Genomic DNA, 20,748 nt, shown 5'->3' with positions numbered 1-20,748 from the left:
GATTTGACACTCATACTCTGGCACATCTGATGCCGTTAAGATGGAGCGTCCATCTCATTATCCCTGCGGCAAGCCGATTACGGCTGGTTCTACAGTCTCTTTTTTAACGCATTCAGCCCGCGACGCCAGAGAGATGGCTCACGTTTGTGGCTTAGCGCTGGGATAGTACAGGTGGGGTGCGGTGGCGGTGCCTCCACTTTGGTTTGGTGAATAGTGATATTCACTGGGATAGTGATAACGGGAATAATGATCAATATTCATATTCCTTCTGGCGTGGTTTGATTTCCACGAAATACGCCGCTAGGCATGAAAGATGCCGCTGGCTCAACTAAATGCGTGTTCCGTGCCTTGCGCCTGAACACCGCTCAGTTGAGCAACTCCAGCTAGCAATATCAGGTGCTGTCTTATTTTTAGTCTAACTGAACAAAAAGTTCAATAAGATAATAGATACGGCTTTTAACAAAAAAATAGGAGCTGTTTAATGAATAGAACTTCTAATTGAATAATTATGAGTTAGACTTCATGCGTTCCCTCTATTAGAGGGATGAACCGATAATGGAAACAGCCTGTTACTTCTGTCTTCCATCTTCCCCGCGCCAGCGGGGACAAACCGCAGGGATGCAGCACCTCTTGCAAAACGCACTTTATACCCGTTTTTTTGGTGGCGGTTTAGTGTGAAGCTAACTCATAGAAGAAAGCAGGGTTCGCCTGAATGGTAGCCAGAACCTTAGCCGCCAGTCCAGTTGGGTTACGCCGTTTAGCTTCCCAGCTTTTGATGGTATCAACGCTGGTTCCCAAAGCTTGTGCCATTTCACTTTGAGAAACATTGAGCTGTTCTCTTATCGCCCGCACATCTGCGATCTCATAGCGAGTCACTCTGGTTGGTGCTTTCACACCATTTTTTATGTCTACAGCTTCCTCCAGAGAGGTTTTTAGGTCATCAAAAAAGCTCATTTCATGCCTCATCTTTCAGTAATTTTGTTAACTTCTTCAGAGCGGCTTTTTCAGCATCAGTTAGACTATCTTTGGTATTTTTCGGGTAAGCCATTACAAAATAAATAACATCTACGGTTGCCAAAAAGTAAATAACTCTAACGCTACCACTTTTCCCTTGGGAACCTGTCGCCATCCTAATTTTTCGCAGACCACCCGTTTTCTGTATCAGATCGCCTTTATCCGGGGATCCGATAAGCTCTTTCTGAAGTTCTTTAAGCTCATCATCGGTTGCGATCTGCTTTATCTGCCTGGTAAACATCGGGGTTTCAATAAACTCTATCGCCTGACTCACTGACACACCTTCCTTGTTAGGGTACAAAGTACACCAAATAGAGTACATAGTACACCAAAAGCAATAGTGTGCTAGAAACAGCCCAGGCCATACCGTACTTTATTTGCCAGTCTCATCATAAAACGCACGTATTTGCTAAATTGATAGGCAGCGATAAAGTGGCATTATTTATCACTATAAAGCCGCATCAGATAAAAGACTTTTCTCGCTACTTTAATGTGCCTGTTGAGACATTTATTGACTGAGCATCAACCCCACTCGCTCGCTATAAAACGCGTGGGTTTCACCCCGATGCAGCAGCAGCACTTCGGCCTGTGGGCGGTGTAATTGCTGCCGAAACCGTTCCAGTGCGTCACCTTCCAGTATGGGCAATCCGGTTTTACGCTTCTGCCACCAGCTTAACCGAACCTGCACGCGGCTTTGCTCCCAGCCGAAGGTTTCCGATGTGGCGTAAGGCTGCGGGAGTTCGCCGTCGTTTTCCGGTTTCCACACCAGATACAGATCCAGCGTTTCCTCTCCTATGCGGGTGGAGATATCTACCGCATCGCTCCAGCCAGAGTCGCTGGATTGAGCACAGTAACCGTGTACCAACGCCAGCGCAGACTGTAGTGCGAAAGAACGCTGGCCGTAGTTTTTCCCCAGAACCGTGCAGGCTATCGCTTCCAAGGCCGGAGGCACCGCGATCTGTTCTTCATACACGCTGTTGATCAGCTGTCGCGCCGCTTCCGGCATTTTTATCGCACCGTGTTCGCGTAATATCGCCTGCGTACGCCACAGCGCAGCATGATCGGGGTAAACGTAGCCGCTATTTCGCAGTTCATCGCCTAGCCAGTCGGCTTCCGCTTCTGGTTGCCAGACGGGAGCCATAATGTGCAGCACCGCAGCCGGGCGCTCATCCGTTAGCGGCGCCGTATCCGACTCTGTTTTACGACTCCCGTCGAGAAACCGGATATGCCGCTGTAGCCGCCCTGCACGCTGAATCAGCAAATCGATGGGCGCAAGGTCGCTAATCATATTGTCGACATCAATATCCAGCGATTGCTCAACCACCTGCGTGGCAATCAGTACTTTGCCACCACGTTGCTCCGGCGTACTGTCTTTGCCAAACCACGTCAGCGCCTGTTCCTCAATCGCCATGCGATCGCAAAAGGCAAAACGACTGTGGAACAGCAACATATTTTCCTCTGCAATACCCGCCTCAATGAGTTGGCGATACACGGCGATGGCGTCATCCACCGTATTCCTGATCCAACAGATCGATTGCCCCGCCGCCACGGCAACCTTCACACGTTCGATGCCCTGCAACCGTTCAGTCAACCAACCAATCTTGACCTCGCGTCGCACTTCCGCCCGCGTATCCAACAGCGTTTCCCGCAGGCACCCCCGCGTTAACTGTGTCATCCACGGATAATCCGCATCGGGATTGAGCTGTACAGATTCACACGCTATCCCCTGCGCGAACGCCCACGTCAGCTTTTCCCGCAGATTAAGCGGCAGCGTCGCGGTGAGGATAATCACGCTACCGCCCTGCCGCGCATGGAAGCCAATCAACAGCTCGATCAGCTTGCTCATGTAGGCGTCATACGCATGTACTTCATCAAGAATCAGCAGCTTGTTCTGTAGCCCCAACACCCGCAGCGACTGGTGGCGAAACGGCATCACCGCCATCAGCGCCTGATCGAGCGTGCCCACGCCGATATCCGCCAGCAGCGCTTTCTTGCGCGAGTCCGCAAACCAGATGTTGCAGTCTTTGCTAGCGGCGTTTTCCTTCTTGTCGTACTGCGTCTGTCCCTGACTGTCGCCCTCCCACAGCGATTGCATAAAGGCTGACGACATATGCCGCGCTCCGTGCGCCAGCATCAGCGAAGGGCTGTGCTCTGATGAATATAATGCGCGGTAGGCCTTGGCAAGCCGCAGGTACATAGCATTCGCCGTTGCCATCGTCGGCAAGCCGACATAAATACCGCTCGCTTTTTGCTGCGCAATCAGCCGATGCGCCAGTACCATCGCAGCTTCTGTTTTCCCCGCGCCAGTCACATCTTCCAGAATGAAAAGCTGCGGCCCGTCAGCAGAAATATCAGCCTCCAGCGCCTGCTGTTGCAACGGCGTTGGGCGCTGGATAAACGGAAAAAGCTGTTGGATAGAATGGAAAGGAGCGGTAGACGGCGCTCGTGGCAAGCGCGAGATGACCCTTTCTGCCGTCGGCAGCGCGTGTTCACGCCAATAGGTTTCGAGTGGCATCGGCGTGCTGCAATAGCAGAAATCCTGCTGGCGCGAGCCCAACCAATCTGCCAGCACCGTCAAGCCAGCCAGCGCCCAGCTTTGCTGCTTCAGCCGGTTTCGCCAGCCTTTATCAGCGAAGCAGGCAGGGAACGTAGACGCGTCGGGAAAGCACGTTTCCAGATCATGCAGGTAATGCTCTACCGCCAGATAGTCATCACGATGAAAAGCCAGACTGCCTTTGCATTCCGCCGCCGGTTTGCCGTGGTGCCCGGTAACAATGTTCAGCCAGATCTCCAGCGTATTTTTCACCACCGAAGTGGGCTTTTTCGTCCCTAAAGGAAATAAATTGGGAATGTCATCACGCATCGTCCATAGCCAGAAGCCCAGATCGTCATGCCTGTCCCTCCCTGACAGCCCCGAATGCTGGACTAACGGGGAATCAGGGTTGGCATATTTGCCCTGAAAACCTCGGGCAAATTTTCCGATATCGTGCCAGGCCAGAAAATACGCAAACCATGCGGCGACATCATCATCACCAGATGCCAGTTCACGCAGCACATGGTTAGCCTGAAAATAGTTTCCCTTTAATAAGAAATAACCACAGGCTGCCACATCCAAACCGTGATAAGGCAGCAGATGATAATCATCCCCCTCCAGCGCATCTGCCGATTTTTTTGCTTTGCCCCAATACTGGAAGTAGCGCCGGCCGATGATGTCTTCCTTGTCCATAGACTTTACCTGTCAAAGTGACCTTTCCCGACAATATCACGCCGTGGGCGCATTACTCGCTAGCGCGACGACGTTCTCTTGCTCTGCGGGGACTTTGCTGGTTTTCTCTTTTTTCTTTTCCACGTAGGTCAGTTTTTCCTGATTCTGTGCTGGCGGGGTCAGCGGGTGGGATTGGCCGGTGAAGACGCCGCCTTTTTCGATAGAGAGTTCATCGGTGAAAATGTCGCCGAATACTTTTCCCTGCGCCAGAATGGCTACGACGCTGGCGGCTATGCGTCCTTCTACGCGACCATTGATGACGATCTGCTGCGATTTCATTTCGCCGTTTACCTGACCGGTGTGCTCCACTTTAATCGTGTTATCACACTGCACATCACCTTCTACCCGGCCTTCCACGGTAATGTTGCCATCCACGGCCAGAGAGCCCGTCATGCGCGCGCCCTGAGAAATGAAGGTGTCTTTTTTCACACGCACAGGGTTCACTGAATTAATCAACTCGTTCGATGGATTGATAGCGGGAGAGCTGTTTATTTCACTGCGCTCTTGCGGTTCTTTTGCATCTTTTTTGTTTTTATCGAATGAAAACATCGTGTTATTCCTTTTAACAGTGTAGAAAAATGCGATCGTGGCACTTGCGGCGAGTACGGCTGCCACTCCCTGACCGTAATATCGAAGGGGAAATTCGCTATAAATATCAATAAGCCAGACGATAACCAATAAAGCCCATATCGCCCATATTCCCCAAAGCAGGTTGTAATTACGCACCGGGGCAAACCCGGAAAGAGGTGGGGTAATGCATATCCTTCTCCATTCGTCCTTTTTGCGGCTTAATTCAGCCACGCCCCATAGATATCGGATAACAGGCCCGTTTATTTAGCCCGATGACCATGGCAACGTGATGACTATCGCATAAATTTTCGCCAACGCGATGTGGAAATGTGCCTTTTATTGATGTGGACGTGTCTCTGCGGTGAAGAGTATTGCTTAGCTAAACCGATTCTTCTATTTTAGCAAACAGTCTAATTATCATTGATAAGAGTAACGTTATGGCAAACAGAATTTGGGTCATGGGCGACGCGGTTGTCGATCTCATCCCGGAAGATACGGAACGCTATCTGAAATGCCCTGGCGGCGCGCCCGCCAATGTGGCGGTCGGCATTGCCAGACTCGGGGGAAACAGTGCCTTTGTTGGTCGCGTTGGCGACGATGTTTTTGGCCATTTTCTCAAAACGGTGCTGGAACAGGAAAGCGTAAATACCCGCTACATGGCACACGACAGGCTACATCGGACCTCAACCGTGGTCGTGAGCCTCGATGAAACAGGGGAACGCACCTTCACGTTCATGGTGCGCCCGAGTGCTGATTTGTTTTTACAGCCGGAAGACCTGCCGGTGTTCAGCCAGAGAGAGTGGCTGCACCTCTGTTCCATCGCACTCTCACAGGAACCTTCGCGCAGTACCGCATTTGCGGCGATGCGGCAGGTGAAAGCTGCGCAGGGACGGGTCAGCTTCGACCCGAATATCCGTGACGACCTCTGGCAAAGCGAGCAGGAACTGCGCGACTGTCTGACACAGGCGCTGATGCTGGCCGATGTGGTGAAGCTATCGCGTGAAGAACTGGCCTTTCTCTGTTCAACACCGGATGTTGAAGCGGGGATTCAGCAGTTTATGCAGCGCTACCCTACCCAACTCTTGCTGGTAACGCTGGGCGGTGAAGGCGTCTGGCTGCACGATCGCCACCGGCTACAACACTTTACCGCGCCGTCGGTAACGCCCGTCGATACTACCGGTGCAGGGGATGCCTTCGTCGCCGGTTTGCTGCACGGTCTGGCGCAGTATGACGACCTGTCACAGCCGCTGAGCTGGGACCCCATTATCGAGCAGGCGCAGCGGTGCGGCGCACTGGCTACCACGGCAAAAGGTGCGATGACCGCACTCCCCTACGCTCAGCAGTTGCACGCACGCCCTTAGCCAAGCCCTAATCCCCTCGTTTGATACGGTTACCGCCCGGTTTTGTAGTCAGGATCACAGTTACAGAATCGGGTGAATGAAATTTCTTGCTAACCCTTCTTTTGGCTTTTATTTTCCTCATGAAAAACCGGTTTAGCAATTTAGCTAAACACGAAAAATCCAAAAACAATAAATCTCCTTCACGACGAGAAAGAAAAAATGAAGCCAAGCCACCTTGCTGTGACGATAGGATTATTACTTTCCTCCCCGTTTTATGTTTCCGCTGCCAACACCGACAGTATTGAAGCCCGTCTGAACGCCATGGAACAGCGTCTGCAACAGGCTGAAGCCCGCGCTCAGGCCGCTGAAGCCAGAGCTAATGCCGCTGAAAAGCAAACCCAGCAGTTAGCCACCCGCACGACCCAAACCGAACAAAAAACCCAGCAGGTGGAACAGCGTACAACGGCGCTGGCCAAGCAGAAGTCGTTCGCTGATGGATTCGAATTCCACGGCTACGCGCGTTCTGGCCTGTCGATCAATGATTCTGCCACCAGTTCCAAAACCGATATCGGGCCGGGCATGTCCCCTGCGGGTCAAACTGGCGGGCATATTGGCCGTTTAGGCAATGAAGACGACACCTACGTCGAAATTAAACTGGAGCACAAACAGAAGCTGGATAACGGTGCGACCACCCGTTTCAAGGTGATGATGGCGGACGGCCAGCGCAGCTATAACGACTGGACTGGCGATGATAGCAAGCTCAACATCCGTGAAGCTTTCGTCGAGCTGGGTTCACTGCCAACCTTCACCGGTGCCTTTAAGGACACCACGCTGTGGGCGGGTAAACGCTTCGATCGCGATAACTTTGATATTCACTGGCTGGACAGCGACGTGGTCTTCCTCGCGGGCACCGGCGGCGGGATCTATGACGTGAAATGGGCAGATAGCGCCAAGAGTAACTTCTCGCTGTATGGCCGCAGCCTCGGCGAAATTACCTCGCTGGATAACGACATCAAAAACTACGTCTTTACTGCGAACAACTACGTCGGGCCATTCCAGTTCATGCTGAGCGGATTAACCGCCAAGAACAACGACGTAAAAGAAAACACGGGTACCAGCCGCGATAACACCGTCGTTACTAACACCAATGCGGGCGACAAAGGCTATCACGCGATGGTGGCATACCACGGCGACAGCTTCTACGGCTTGCGCGACGGGACATCGAAAACCGCGATCCTCTACGGTCACGGTCTGGGTGGCGAAGTGAAAAACATCGGTGCCGATGGCAACCTGACCAACGATGCTAACACCTGGCGCTTTGCGACCTACGGTACCACCGCGCTGAACAAAACCTGGAGCTTCGCGCCATCCATTCTGGCGCAAACCAGCAAAGACCGTTACGTCAGCGGTGATAGCTACGAATGGGTGACGTTTAATGCGCGCCTGATTCAGGAAATCACCGAAAACTTTGCACTGGCCTATGAAGGCAGCTATCAATACATGGACCTCGATCCGCGCGGTTATCGCAGCCTGAATCAGGTTAGCGGCGGCTTCTACAAGCTGACCTTCGCACCGACGTTCAAGGTTGGCGATATCGGCAACTTCTTTAGCCGCCCTGAACTGCGCGTGTTTGCCAGCTACATGGACTGGGATAAACGACTGGATAACTACTCCAGTGAAGATACGTTTGGCTCCACCGGCTTTAAAGCAGGCGGCGAATGGAACTTCGGTATCCAGATGGAAACCTGGTTCTAATCATTGCCTGAATCTGGCGTCGATGATGCGCTAATCGACGCCAAAGAAACCGCATATCCTATAGAAAGAAGAGGAATAACATGGATATCAACGCTACTGCCGCCGCGCTCATCCCCCTCCTCGGCGGGAAAGAGAACATCGCCAGTGCTGCTCACTGTGCGACTCGCCTGCGTCTGGTGCTGAATGATGACAGTCTGGCTGACAAGAAAGCGATCGAGAACGTCGACGGCGTGAAAGGCTGCTTCCAGAACGCCGGACAAATGCAGATCATTTTCGGCACAGGGCTGGTCAACAAGGTGTATGCCGAGTTCATCAAAGCGGCAGGCATCAGTGAATCGAGCAAATCCGAAGCCGCCTCGATTGCCGCGAAAAAACTGAACCCGCTGCAACGTCTGGCGCGCCTGCTATCGAACATCTTCGTCCCTATCATGCCGGCGATTATCGCGTCCGGTCTGTTGATGGGGCTGCTCGGCATGATCAAGACCTACGGTTGGGTCGATTCCAGCAGCGCGATCTTTGTCATGCTGGATATGTTCAGCTCCGCGGCATTTATTATCCTGCCGGTTCTGATCGGCTTTACCGCCGCGCGGGAATTCGGCGGCAACCCTTATCTGGGTGCGACGCTGGGCGGTATCCTGACTCATCCAGCGTTGACCAACGCCTGGGGCGTCGCCGGTGGTTTCCAGACCATGCATTTCTTCGGCATGGACATCGCCATGATCGGCTATCAGGGCACCGTGTTTCCGGTCCTGCTGGCCGTCTGGTTCATGAGCATCGTGGAAAAACGCCTGCGTAAGATCGTACCGGATGCGCTGGACATCATCGTCACGCCGTTCCTGACCGTCATCATTTCCGGCTTTGTCGCCATGCTGCTCATTGGTCCGGCTGGACGTGCGCTGGGCGATGGCATTTCTTTGGTTCTCAGCACATTGATTACGCACGCTGGCTGGCTAGCCGGTTTGCTGTTCGGCGGCCTCTACTCCGTCATCGTGATCACTGGCGTCCATCACAGCTTCCATGCTATTGAAGCTGGGCTGCTTGGCAACCCGAATATCGGCGTCAACTTCCTGCTGCCAATTTGGGCGATGGCGAACGTGGCGCAGGGCGGCGCGTGTCTGGCGGTGTACTTCAAAACGCGTGATGCCAAAACCCGGGCGATTGCCGTTCCTGCCGGGCTTTCTTGTCTGCTAGGCATCACGGAAGCAGCGATATTTGGTATCAACCTGCGCTTCATTAAACCGTTCCTGGCGGCGCTGGCAGGCGGTGCACTCGGTGGCGCATGGGTGGTTTTCAATCACGTCAATATGACGGCCGTCGGGCTGACCGGTTTTCCGGGACTGGCGATTGTGCAAGGGGGCTCAATGCTTAACTACCTGATTGGGATGTTAATTGCGTTCGGTGCCGCCTTTATCATTTCCTTACTGCTGAAATATAAAACGGATAGCGAATAATGAAGGAAGTCCACTTACTAAAGCGCATGGCGCACGCCCTGATGTCAGGCCATTCACGGAAACAGGAAGATCCGTATCGCCCGGAATGGCACCTGTCTCCGAACGTTGGTCTGCTCAACGATCCGAATGGATTTATTCATCACAATGGGCGTTACCATCTGTTTTATCAGTGGAATCCTTTAGCCTGTGCCCACGGAGCGAAATTCTGGGGGCACTGGAGTTCCGCCGATCTGGTGAACTGGACGCATGAACCCGTCGCGCTGGTACCGAGCGAAAGCTATGAAAGTCACGGCTGCTACTCCGGTTCTGCCGTGGTGGATCATGGCGCGATCACGCTGATTTACACCGGTAACGTCAAATACGATGACGGTTCACGTACCGCGTTTCAGTGCCTCGCCCGTGAGAACCCTAACGGTGAATATGACAAACTGGGAGCGGTGCTGACGCTCCCCGACGGCTACACCGGCCACGTTCGCGATCCCAAAGTGTGGCGTCATGACGACCACTGGTACATGGTGCTCGGTGCACAGGATCTCGATCTACAAGGTAAAGTATTGCTCTACCGTTCTGCCGATCTGCTGGCATGGGAAAAGATCGGCGAGATCGCCGGTTCCCGTTTGGGCGGGCTCGGTGATTTTGGCTACATGTGGGAATGCCCGGATCTGTTCCCGTTGGATGGCAAAGACGTACTGATTTGCTGCCCGCAGGGCGTTCCCGCCGAAGAGGAACGCTACCTGAATACCTTTCAGGCTGGCTATTTCATCGGCTCACTCAATTACGAAAACGGCGCTTACCCGCATCAGGATTTCCACGAACTGGATCTCGGCTTCGAGTTTTACGCTCCACAAACCACGTTGAGTGAAGACGGGCGACGCCTGCTGTTCGGCTGGATGTCGATTCCTGACGACAATGAATTTTTTGAACCGACGATCGAACATGGCTGGATCCATACCATGACCTGCCCGCGTGAACTCACGCTGCATGACGATCGCGTTTATCAACGTCCTGCGCGCGAGTTGCAGTTGCTGCGCAGACAGCATTACAGCTGGCAGGGTGCCGCAGACTACGCGTCTCCGCTGGACGCTAGCAGCGCGGAAATCCTTATCACCGTGCAGGGAGAATTCCAGTTCAGCCTCGCTTCCCAATTGGTTCTCTGTTGGGACGGTGAACGCGTCACGCTGAGCCGACGTAACCGTCGTACCGGCGAGCCCGAGCATCGTTACTGGCGTGGCGCTCTGAACCAATTGCAGATCTTGTGCGATCGCTCCAGCGTTGAAATTTTTATCAACGACGGTGAAGCCGTGATGTCTGCACGCTATTTCCCGGAAAGCGAGGCGCTCATGACGTTCAGCGGTTCTGGGCGATTAACGCTACAGCACTGGCTGTTAGCGCCATGCGTGATAGAATAACTTCCCTTTTTTCTGATAGCAGACCTCGCGGTGAAACCGACTAAACGCATAACAATCAGTGACATCGCCGCGCTGGCTGGTGTATCAAAATCTACCGCCAGCCTGGTGCTTAACGGGCGTAGCAAAGAGTTTCGCGTTTCTGATGAAACCCGCGATCGCATTTTAGCCGTCGCACATGAGCAACGTTATCAGCCCAGCATTCACGCACGTTCTCTGCGTTCCTCACGCAGCAACACGCTGGGGCTGGTGGTGCCGGAAATGACCAACTACGGCTTTGCTGTGATTTCCCGCGAGCTGGAAATGCTGTGTCGTGAAGCAGGGCTACAGTTGCTGATTGCTTGCACCGACGAAAACGCCAGTCAGGAGATGATGGCGGTCAACAGTCTGGTGCAACGTCAGGTCGATGGCCTGATTGTCGCTTCCAGCCTGTTAAGCGATGTCGAATATCAGAAAATTAATCAGCAGTTGCCCGTCATACAGTTTGACCGGGTGATTGGTGATTCCACGCTGCCGATGGTGATTTCCGAAGCGGTAGAATCCACGGCAGAAATGGTCGAGCGTATCGCCCGCCAGCATCGTGATGAATTCTATTTCCTTGGCGGCCAGCCGCGAATCTCCCCGACTCGCCACCGTCTGGAAGGCTTTCAACTTGGACTCACGCGCGCAGGTATCGATTGCAAGCCGGAGTGGATTATTCACGGCAGCTATCACCCCAGTGCGGGTTATGAAATGTTTGCTCAGCTGTGTGCAACGCTGGGTCGTCCGCCAAAAGCGCTGTTTGTTGCCGCCTGTGGCCTGATGGAAGGCGTGCTGCGCTATATGAACCAGCATAACCTGATGGAAAGCGGTATTCGACTGTGCTGCTTTGACGATCACTATCTGTTTGACTGCTTACCGTTGAAGATCGATACCGTGGCGCAGGATTGTGAAAATCTGGCGCGCAGCAGCTTTGAGATGGTGACCAGCCTGATTGCACAACAGCCGCTTGAAGAAGATCGACGCTATATCCCGACGCGGATTCACTGGCGCCATCCTGACTCGCGTGCGTAGGCTTAACGCCTAACCACTCTACCCTATCACCCAGATGTAAACCTACAGACATAAAAAAAGGAACGCGGTTTGAACATCCGCATTCCTTCTTACAACACAACCCTCAGCCGTTATTTAGCAGCAGCGGTTTCCGCACCGACCAGGCCGACTTTGAGGTAGCCTGCTTTACGCAGTGAATCCATCACGCTCATGATGGTTTCATAATCGACGCTTTTATCAGCCTGAAAGAAGATGGTCGTTTCTTTGTTGGCACTGGTTTTCGCATCCAGCACCTGCGCCAGCGACTGCTCGCTAACCACCTCTTCACCCAGGAACATTTGCTTGTCCGCTTTTACCGTCAGATAAAGCGGTTTTTCCGGCCGCGGCTGTGGTGCTGCCGATGAGGCTGGCAGATCGACACGAATGTCTACCGTTGCCAGCGGGGCAGCCACCATGAAGATAATCAGCAGAACCAGCATGACGTCAATGAACGGCGTGACGTTAATGTCATGCATTTCACCGTCATCACTCACGTCCTCCTTCAAATGCATCGCCATGACTTAACCCACCCGCAGTTTATGCGCTGCTGAAGACGCCCGGTTATCGTTGCTGGCAGCCACGTCGAGATCGCGACTTTGCAGCAGCAGCACTTGTGCAGCCACATCGCCGACCATCGCTTTGTAGCCAGCAATCGAACGAGCAAACACGTTATAGATGACCACCGCAGGAATCGCGGCAACCAGACCAATCGCCGTCGCCAGCAGGGCTTCTGCAATCCCCGGAGCAACGACCGCCAGGTTAGTGGTTTGCGTCTGTGCGATACCGATGAAGCTGTTCATGATGCCCCATACCGTACCGAACAGCCCCACGAACGGGGCAACTGCGCCGACCGTCGCCAGATAGCCGTTACCACGCCCCATGTGACGCCCGGTAGCCGCCACGCGACGTTCCAGACGAAACGCGGTGCGCTCTTTAATGCCGTTGTTGTCATCAGAACGTGCGGAAAGCTCCAGTTCGTTCTGCGCATCAACCAGCAGTTGCTGTGCGACGCTGCCGGCTTTGAACGCGTCCGCGGTTTCCAGCGCGTCGTCCAATGTTTTCGCCTGTTCCAACGCCAAATACTCACGGCGCAGGCGGCGTTTCGCGCCAGACATCTCAACGCTTTTACTGAAGAAGATCGCCCAGGTAATCACGGAGGCCAGCAGCAAACCGATCATCACCGTTTTCACCACGGCGTCAGCATGCTGGTACATACCCCAGACGGACAAATCGGTTTTCATCAGGTTGTTGGTGCCCGGTGCCGCACTGGCAGGCAGCGCGAGGGCTGAGGCTGGTGCCTGCACATCGGTCGTCACAGGAGCGGAAGGCGACGCAGCAGCAGGCTGAGCGACGGGTGCTGCATTCTCTGTCGATAACGGTGCCGTTGCTGGAGCCGCAAACGCATTTCCACTTAGTCCCGCCGTACACAGCAGGATAACCAGCACGCTACGGGAAAATGCGCTGAACGCGCCACGTTTTTTTTGCCAGGTTGATAACACCTGTTGAGTTGTATTACTGACAGCCGTCTTCACGCTGTGCCTCCACCATTCGTTCTGTACAATCATCTGTTTTGTACAATCATCTGTTCTGTACAATATCCGCACATATTCGCAGGTATAATGCCGCAATAACGCAGCCTGAAATGATACCAAACCCTGAACGAATTGATAGTCGTTCTCATTATTATTTACATCAGATAACGCACTTTCCTTGCGTTTTGACAGGATTTCGGAGGGTATTGCTCGCACATCAGCAGGAAAAGCATAAGAACGACAAGAAGAATAGCATTCAGGAATATATCAGGCGGGAGATCCCACCTAAAACACGGTGCGATAGCAAAGATTTTTACGATCGGCTTTTTGTGATCAACATTAAGTTATCACACCATTTCATGATGACTGGCGATAAGTTTACTGAAATAAATAGACACATAAGAACATAATAAGATAAATAAAAACACCAAGTTACGTATATTCCTATAAGTCAAATAGGAATAAAGCCCATATAAAACAGCATTTCATATTAGCTTTTTCTTTTGTGACACGAGTCATTCTACGAAGTTGTATAATAGGTTAGCTTAACTCGCAGAGAATACTGACACACGCCACAATAATACGTAATAGGCGGTCGTCTTCTCATCATTAAACCCACTCTTCATTACGCTATTATTCATGGGTTTATATTTTTAAATCACCTTTGATTATCGATAATGTCACCCCACCTCTGGAGATAATTCAATGAAGCTGTCGAAAACATTGATCGGCGTTTGTCTGGGTTCTACTGCACTCCTGATGAGCCAAGCGATTCAGGCACAACAAATTAAAGCCTCTGATGTTCACCCTGAAGGTTACCCTAATGTCGTCGCCGTTCAGAAAATGGGAGAAAAATTAAAAGCCGCCACAAATGGCAGGCTGGAAATTAAAACCTTCCCTGGCGGGGTATTGGGTGATGAAAAACAAATGATTGAGCAGGCGCAGCTCGGCGCGATTGATATTATCCGTGTATCAATGACGCCCGTTGCTGCTATTTTACCGGAAATAGAAGTCTTCACGCTGCCCTATATTTTCCGTGATGAAGATCATCTGCATAAAGTGCTGGATGGGAAAATTGGTCAGGAAATTGGTGACAAGATTACCCATAGCAGTAAATCAAAATTGGTTTTTCTGGGCTGGATGGATGCGGGAACGCGTAACTTAATCACCAAGGAACCGGTGGTGAAACCAGAAGACCTCAAAGGCATGAAAATTCGCGTACAGGGTAGCCCGGTCGCGCTGGCTACGCTAAAAGCGATGGGGGCCAACTCGATTGCCATGGGCGTCAGTGAAGTCTTCAGCGGCATGCAAACCGGCGTGATTGACGGCACCGAAAATAACCCACCAACGTTTGTCGCACACAACTACCTGCCTGTCGTGAAAAACTATACCTGGAGCCGCCACTTCATTATCCCTGAGCTGTTCCTGTATTCCAAAGCCAAATGGGACAAATTATCCAAAGAAGATCAGGATCTTATCCTGAAGCTGGCGAAAGAAGCACAGCAGGAACAGCGCGTACTGTGGAAAGAATATACGCAGCAATCTCTGGATAAAATGAAAGCCGGCGGCGTTCAGTTCCATGAAATTGATACCGAGTACTATTTTAAAGCCACCCAACCCGTTCGCGATCAGTTTGGTGCCAAATATCAGGATCTGATTAAAGCCGTCGCTGACGTCCAATAATCAGTACCTCATCTCAGCGGATAAATAGCCTGCTATTTATCCGCCACCATTAATATACCCCAAATAATTCGAGTTTCAGGAAGGCGGCAAGAGAGTGAATCCCGATGAGCTTACTCAGGTAAGTGATTCGGGTGAGTGAACGCAGCCAACGCCCATGCAACTTGAATGATGACGGGATAGCCTGATATCAACAATGATCCTTTGCTTATCACTCAGCGAAGTGAGTATAGGTGGAAAAATGGCACAGTCTTATCTTTCCAGCATGGATGTACTCTATCGTATTGCCATGTGGGTTTCTGGTCTGGCGTTATTAATTATGACGCTTGTTATTCCTGTCGGTATATTCGCACGCTATGTATTGAATTCCGCATTATCCTGGCCAGAACCCATTTCTATTATTTGTATGGTGACGTTTACTTTTGTCGGTGCCGCTGTCAGCTACCGTTCCAACTCGCATATTGCCGTCAGTATGTTGACCGACAGATTGCCAGAAGCCGGTAAGAAGGTTTGCGTTCATCTGGCGAATCTCCTGATGCTGTTAATCAGCCTGTTTATTCTCTATTACAGCACGTTGCTTTGCCTGGAATTATGGGAACAGCCCGTTGCGGAGTTTCCCTTATTAACCGCGGGTGAAAGCTATTTACCGCTGCCTATTGGCTCGTTAATCACCGTGCTGTTCATCATCGAAAAAATGTTTTTCGGCCCGCAGGATAAACGCCCTGTGGTAATGCTTGGCAGTTCTTAATCTGGAGCCAATACCATGGATGCATTTATTCTGATTGCCTCACTGGCCGTGCTGTTGGCGGTCGGCGTTCCCGTCGCCTACGCAGTGGGATTAAGCGCCATCGTTGGCGCGTTCTGGATCGATCTACCGCTTGAAGCGGTCATGATTCAGGTTACCAACGGCGTGAACAAATTCTCGCTGCTGGCGATTCCCTTCTTTATTCTGGCCGGAGCAATTATGGCCGAAGGCGGCATCGCCCGTCGGTTGGTCAGCTTCGCTTACATCTTTGTCGGCTTTATTCGCGGCGGTTTATCGCTGGTTAACATCGTTGCATCGACGTTTTTCGGCGCGATATCCGGCTCTTCCGTGGCGGACACCGCCTCTATCGGTTCGGTGATGATCCCGGAAATGGAGAAGAAAGGTTATCCGCGCGACTTCTCCGCCGCCGTCACTGCCAGCGGCTCCGTGCAGGCGATTTTGACACCGCCGAGCCACAACTCCGTGATCTACTCACTGGCAACCGGCGGTACGGTTTCCATTGCTTCGCTGTTTATTGCAGGGATCCTGCCCGGTCTGCTGCTCAGCCTGACCCTGATGGTGATGTGCGTCGGCTTCGCACATCGACGCGGTTATCCAAAAGGCGAACGCGTACCGTTCCGTCAGGCGCTGAAAATCTTTGTCGATACCCTGTGGGGATTGATGACCGTCGTCATCATCATGGGCGGGATCCTATCCGGCATTTTCACCGCAACCGAGTCTGCGGCCATCGCCTGCCTGTGGTCCTTCTTCGTGACCATGTTTATCTACAAAGACTATAAGTGGTCAGAACTGCCCAAGCTGATGTACCGCACGGTCAAGACCGTCACGATCGTAATGATCCTGATCGGCTTCGCTGCCGCGTTCGGTGCCATCATGACTTACATGCAGCTGCCGAGCCGCATTACCGAGTTTTTCACCTCCATTTCGGACAACAAGTACGTCATCCTGATGTGGATTAACATCATGCTGCTGCTACTTGGCACACTGATGGACATGGCACCGCTGATCCTGATTCTGACGCCCGTTCTGCTGCCCGTCGCCCTCTCGCTCGGCATCGATCCGGTGCATTTCGGCATGATCATGCTGGTGAACCTTGGGATCGGCCTGATTACACCGCCGGTGGGGTCGGTACTTTTCGTCGCCAGTGCAGTGAGTAAACAGAAGATAGAACAGGTGGTTAAGGCGATGCTGCCCTTCTACTGCGCGCTCTTCCTTGTGCTGATGCTGGTCACCTATATTCCGGCCATCTCGCTCTGGCTGCCTAAGCTCTTTGGCGTCCATACGGGTTAACGCACGCCCCATTGCGCCATGTTGTTCGCCGCAATACAGAACAACATGGCGCTTTCCCGACATTTTCTGACCTGAAATATTTTCACCTACTTCCGACCTTCTCACCGCAAAACGGGCTGAAAGCCCACTCTCCAAGGGAATGCCTGCGGTGCGGCGCATTTTTCCGCCGTGACAAAACCCGCCCACACGCCGCCCAAGCCGTGATAACGTAGACCTCATCAATCGAACGCTTATAAATCCAATCATGCCCCGCCCTACGATTCCCTCTGCATCGCCGTTGGGAATCGTCGGCGTAGTGAGTCATCCGGCAGGACTGAACAGAAAAGGTGATAGTGGTTATGACAAGCAAAAAAACGGCAACAGCATTAGTCGCCGCAGGACGCAGCAAGAAATTCACCCACGGCTCCGTCAACCCCGTTATTCAGCGCGCGTCCTCTCTGGTATTCGATACCGTGCAGGACAAAAAAAACGCCACGATTAACCGAGCAAAGGGAGCGCTGTTCTATGGCCGCCGCGGTACGCTGACCCACTTTTCGTTTCAGGAAGCAATGGTTGAGCTGGAAGGCGGCGCGGGTTGTGTGTTGTACCCGTGCGGTGCAGCGGCTATCTCTAACGCTATTCTTTCTTTCGTCTCAGCAGGCGATCATGTGCTGGTAACCGGTTCGGCCTATGAACCCACGCAGGATTTCTGTAATAAAGTCCTCAGCAAAATGAACGTCAGCACCACCTACTTTAACCCGCTGATCGGTGCCGATATTGCCGAGCTGATCCAGCCCAATACCAAAGTGGTCTTTCTCGAGTCGCCCGGCTCCATCACGATGGAAGTCCACGATGTGCCAGCCATCGTACAAGCCGTACGCCGCATCAATCCCGACATTATTGTCATGATTGATAATACCTGGGCGGCAGGTATTTTATTCAGAGCATTCGACTTTGACATTGATATCTCCATTCAGTCTGCCACCAAATATATTGTCGGTCATTCCGATGCCATGATAGGCACGGCGGTCGCTAACGAACGCTGCTGGGCACAGCTGCGTGAACACTCTTATCTGATGGGACAAATGGTCGATGCCGATAGCGCCTATGTCGCCAGCCGTGGCCTGCGCACATTGGGCGTTAGACTCAAACAGCATCAGGAAAGCAGCATCCGCATTGCGAAATGGCTGGCAGAGCAACCCGAAGTCGCGGTGGTTAACCACCCAGCCTTACCTGAGTGCAAAGGGCATGAATTCTACGTACGCGACTTTAAAGGCTGCAACGGCTTGTTCTCCTTTGTGCTGAAAGAGAAATTGAGCAAAGACGCGTTGGCGAACTATCTGGACAATTTTGAGCACTTCAGCATGGCGTATTCCTGGGGTGGCTTTGAGTCGCTGATACTGGCGAATCAGCCGGAAGATCTGGCCGCCATCCGTCCTGCTGGCGGCGTGGATTTTACCGGCACTCTTATTCGGTTACATATTGGACTTGAAGACAGTGACGATCTGATTGACGATCTGGCTGCGGGTTTCAGCAGGCTGAGCGCCTAGTCTGGCAAGGCGTCAGCAAGCTCGCCGCTGGAAACCACATACAGGCAGGAAACAAAATATAGAAAGTGTGACGGCCATAAAACCGCCGTATCTTGATTTCCCCTGCGGCGCGGTGGGTAATGCGTTATGATAATCATGAGTCAACGCTTACCCAAAAACCGCGTTACCTTAACCAAAACTAAGCATTAAGCCCTGCTGCATTCTCATCATGCGGCAAGGCGTTTTGCCCATATCGATCTTAGGGCTTGATAAGCAGTAGATTTCAGGTAGCCCAGCGTCCCACGCCGCAGCCTGAGAGATAGTGAATATCGTCACTGGCGGGAAGTAATATGAGTGTGGTTCACGACATTATTCAGGCGCTCTGGCAGCAGGATTTTAGTGCACTGGCCGATCCCCACGTTGTTTGGGTCGTTTACGGCATTCTGTTCACGACACTGTTTCTGGAGAATGGTCTGCTCCCTGCCTCTTTTCTGCCTGGCGATAGCCTGTTGCTGCTCACGGGTGCCATGATTGCCAAAGGCGTGATGAGCTTTTTCCCTACGATGATTCTGCTTACCATCGCCGCAAGCCTCGGCTGCTGGCTCAGTTACCTTCAAGGGCGCTGGTTGAGCGATACGCGCTTGGTAAAGGGCTGGCTGTTGCAGCTTCCCGCCCATTACCACCAGCGGGCCCATCACCTGTTTCATCGCCACGGCCTGATGGCGCTGCTGGTTGGCCGCTTTTTAGCATTTATCCGCACGCTGCTGCCAACGATGGCGGGCATTTCTGGATTAAACAATACGCGCTTTCAGATTTTCAACTGGCTCAGTGGGTTGCTGTGGGTCGGCGGGATTGTCACGCTCGGCTATGCGCTCAGCCACATTCCGCTGGTCAAACGCTATGAAGATCAGGTGATGACCGCGCTGATCCTGCTCCCGATTATTTTGCTGGTTAGCGGCCTGATCGGCATGGCTGTCATGGTGTGGCGCAAAAAACGTGCGGTCGCCTAATCGGGCAACGGCACGCTTTCTTCACGTCTTCAGCTTTCCTCAACCGCCATGTTACTGGCCTTTACTCTCGTGACTTCATCGCTCGGCGTCGCACCGAAATAGCGCTTAAATTCCCGGCTAAACTGCGACACGCTCTCATACCCTACGCGGGCCGCCGCAACGCCCGCTCTCAGCCCCTCGTTGATCATCAGCACCCGCGCTTTATGTAAGCGGTAGGATTTCAGGTACTGCAACGGCGATGTGTTGGTGACGGCCTTAAAGTTGTGATGAAACGCCGAGACGCTCATGTTCACTTCAGCCGCCAGCTGTTCCACATTCAGGCTATCGGCATAGTGGTTTTCGATACGTCGCAGAGATCTGGCTATCTGGCTGAAATGCGTGTGCCGATTCACCAGCGCCTGTAATGCCGCACCGCGTTCACCGCAGAGCATATGATAGATAATCTCGCGCACAATCGCCGGCCCCAGCACACGGGCATCACGCGGGTTATTCATCGCATCCAGCAGCCGTTCAACGGCACATAAAATTTCATCGGTCAGCGGGGCACTGTTCACACCGCACGTACAGGAGCAAGGGCGGATCGCGCTGTCATCGTCACCGATGTCGATCAGCAAATCCTGAAGCATCTGGATATCGATACGGATCGCCATCCCCACCAGCGGGTGTTCAACGCTGGCTATCGTTTCACATTCGAACGGCAGCGGCACCGTCATCAACAGGTAGTTTTCCGGGTCATACTGGAAGGTTTTTCCGCCCAGATAACCAATCTTTTGGCCCTGAAAAATGATGACGATCGTCGGTTCATACATCACCGGCACACGCGGATGATGCTGTTCCGTGTACAGAATTTTGACCTGCGGGACGAGCGAAGGCGTGGTCCAGCTTTTAGCTGAACAGCGTATTGCCTGCTGCACAATGCGCTGCCGCACGGTCTGCTGCTGTTCTGCTGGATTCTGAGCCTCTTGCTTCTGAACATCTTGTTTCTGAACAAGCTGCCCACATGGGTTTTCCGTCGACATGCTTTGGCTGTCCGTCAACATGTATTGGGTTCGCGTCAAAATGGTGTTCTCTCGCTACGGGTTTGCTTTTC

Annotated in this window: 17 protein-coding genes; 10 read left to right on the top strand and 7 right to left on the bottom strand. The window is 52.6% G+C overall.

Annotated elements, in window-relative coordinates; all coding sequences use genetic code 11:
* Positions 1 to 669 precede the first annotated feature (669 nt).
* From nadS to ACIPUG_RS19195, 4 genes are all read right to left on the bottom strand, one after another.
* A complete protein-coding gene (gene nadS / locus ACIPUG_RS19210; RefSeq protein ID WP_205549079.1) occupies positions 670 to 954 on the bottom strand; it encodes a NadS family protein in 285 nt (94 codons plus the stop codon).
* 1 nt (position 955) lies between these two features.
* Entirely contained in the window at positions 956 to 1,288 is a 333-nt protein-coding gene (locus ACIPUG_RS19205) for a type II toxin-antitoxin system RelE/ParE family toxin (RefSeq protein WP_400339755.1), read from the bottom strand.
* 234 nt (positions 1,289 to 1,522) lie between these two features.
* Positions 1,523 to 4,240: a CRISPR-associated helicase Cas3' gene (gene cas3, locus ACIPUG_RS19200; RefSeq protein ID WP_400339752.1), complete on the bottom strand. Its 2,718-nt coding sequence runs from the start codon at positions 4,238 to 4,240 to the stop codon at positions 1,523 to 1,525.
* 36 nt (positions 4,241 to 4,276) lie between these two features.
* Positions 4,277 to 4,828, bottom strand: a complete 552-nt coding sequence (locus tag ACIPUG_RS19195; RefSeq protein WP_039504223.1) for a polymer-forming cytoskeletal protein — start codon at positions 4,826 to 4,828, stop codon at positions 4,277 to 4,279.
* Between the two features lie 458 nt (positions 4,829 to 5,286).
* On the opposite strand from ACIPUG_RS19195, the gene ACIPUG_RS19190 reads away from it, so the two are divergent.
* The 5 genes from ACIPUG_RS19190 (at position 5,287) to ACIPUG_RS19170 (ending at position 11,854) form a co-directional block, all read left to right on the top strand.
* The gene (locus tag ACIPUG_RS19190) at positions 5,287 to 6,210 is read left to right on the top strand and encodes an aminoimidazole riboside kinase (RefSeq protein WP_180773946.1); all 924 of its coding nucleotides are present in this window, start codon (positions 5,287 to 5,289) and stop codon (positions 6,208 to 6,210) included.
* 198 nt (positions 6,211 to 6,408) lie between these two features.
* Positions 6,409 to 7,944 (top strand): carbohydrate porin, encoded by a 1,536-nt coding sequence (locus tag ACIPUG_RS19185; protein ID WP_205593336.1) that lies wholly within the window; start codon positions 6,409 to 6,411, stop codon positions 7,942 to 7,944.
* A gap of 80 nt (positions 7,945 to 8,024) precedes the next feature.
* Positions 8,025 to 9,395, top strand: a complete 1,371-nt coding sequence (locus ACIPUG_RS19180; protein ID WP_014913919.1) for a sucrose-specific PTS transporter subunit IIBC — start codon at positions 8,025 to 8,027, stop codon at positions 9,393 to 9,395.
* Positions 9,395 to 10,804: a glycoside hydrolase family 32 protein gene (locus ACIPUG_RS19175; RefSeq protein WP_400339749.1), complete on the top strand. Its 1,410-nt coding sequence runs from the start codon at positions 9,395 to 9,397 to the stop codon at positions 10,802 to 10,804. Before ACIPUG_RS19180 ends, ACIPUG_RS19175 begins: the two co-directional genes overlap by 1 nt.
* A 30-nt stretch (positions 10,805 to 10,834) precedes the next feature.
* Positions 10,835 to 11,854 (top strand): substrate-binding domain-containing protein, encoded by a 1,020-nt coding sequence (locus ACIPUG_RS19170; protein ID WP_014913917.1) that lies wholly within the window; start codon positions 10,835 to 10,837, stop codon positions 11,852 to 11,854.
* A 110-nt stretch (positions 11,855 to 11,964) separates the two neighbouring features.
* Here ACIPUG_RS19170 and exbD read toward each other — a convergent pair whose 3' ends face one another.
* Both exbD and exbB read right to left on the bottom strand, forming a co-directional pair.
* Positions 11,965 to 12,390 carry a TonB system transport protein ExbD gene (exbD, locus tag ACIPUG_RS19165; protein ID WP_010280259.1) on the bottom strand — a complete coding sequence of 142 codons (426 nt, stop codon included), beginning with the start codon at positions 12,388 to 12,390 and terminating at the stop codon, positions 11,965 to 11,967.
* Between the two features lie 3 nt (positions 12,391 to 12,393).
* Positions 12,394 to 13,404, bottom strand: coding sequence for a tol-pal system-associated acyl-CoA thioesterase (exbB, locus tag ACIPUG_RS19160; protein ID WP_080724439.1), 1,011 nt, complete (start codon positions 13,402 to 13,404; stop codon positions 12,394 to 12,396).
* 705 nt (positions 13,405 to 14,109) lie between these two features.
* Here exbB and ACIPUG_RS19155 point away from each other — a divergent pair.
* From ACIPUG_RS19155 to ACIPUG_RS19135, 5 genes are all read left to right on the top strand, one after another.
* Positions 14,110 to 15,087: a TRAP transporter substrate-binding protein gene (locus ACIPUG_RS19155; protein WP_039279224.1), complete on the top strand. Its 978-nt coding sequence runs from the start codon at positions 14,110 to 14,112 to the stop codon at positions 15,085 to 15,087.
* A 238-nt stretch (positions 15,088 to 15,325) separates the two neighbouring features.
* Positions 15,326 to 15,832 carry a TRAP transporter small permease gene (locus tag ACIPUG_RS19150; RefSeq protein ID WP_039462738.1) on the top strand — a complete coding sequence of 169 codons (507 nt, stop codon included), beginning with the start codon at positions 15,326 to 15,328 and terminating at the stop codon, positions 15,830 to 15,832.
* Positions 15,833 to 15,847: 15 nt separating this feature from the next.
* A complete protein-coding gene (locus tag ACIPUG_RS19145) occupies positions 15,848 to 17,140 on the top strand; it encodes a TRAP transporter large permease (RefSeq protein ID WP_094370053.1) in 1,293 nt (430 codons plus the stop codon).
* 338 nt (positions 17,141 to 17,478) lie between these two features.
* Positions 17,479 to 18,669, top strand: a complete 1,191-nt coding sequence (metC, locus tag ACIPUG_RS19140; protein ID WP_205593334.1) for a cystathionine beta-lyase — start codon at positions 17,479 to 17,481, stop codon at positions 18,667 to 18,669.
* A gap of 329 nt (positions 18,670 to 18,998) precedes the next feature.
* Entirely contained in the window at positions 18,999 to 19,658 is a 660-nt protein-coding gene (locus ACIPUG_RS19135) for a DedA family protein (RefSeq protein WP_014913910.1), read from the top strand.
* Positions 19,659 to 19,687: 29 nt separating this feature from the next.
* Here the strand turns inward: ACIPUG_RS19135 and ACIPUG_RS19130 are convergent, their stop codons facing one another.
* Positions 19,688 to 20,698: an AraC family transcriptional regulator gene (locus ACIPUG_RS19130; RefSeq protein ID WP_014913909.1), complete on the bottom strand. Its 1,011-nt coding sequence runs from the start codon at positions 20,696 to 20,698 to the stop codon at positions 19,688 to 19,690.
* Between the last annotated feature and the right edge of the window lie 50 nt (positions 20,699 to 20,748).

Origin of the sequence: Pectobacterium sp. CHL-2024, assembly GCF_044751765.1 — a bacterium.
Classification (GTDB): Bacteria; Pseudomonadota; Gammaproteobacteria; order Enterobacterales; family Enterobacteriaceae; genus Pectobacterium; species Pectobacterium brasiliense.
This window is presented reverse-complemented; position numbering and strand designations above follow the sequence as displayed.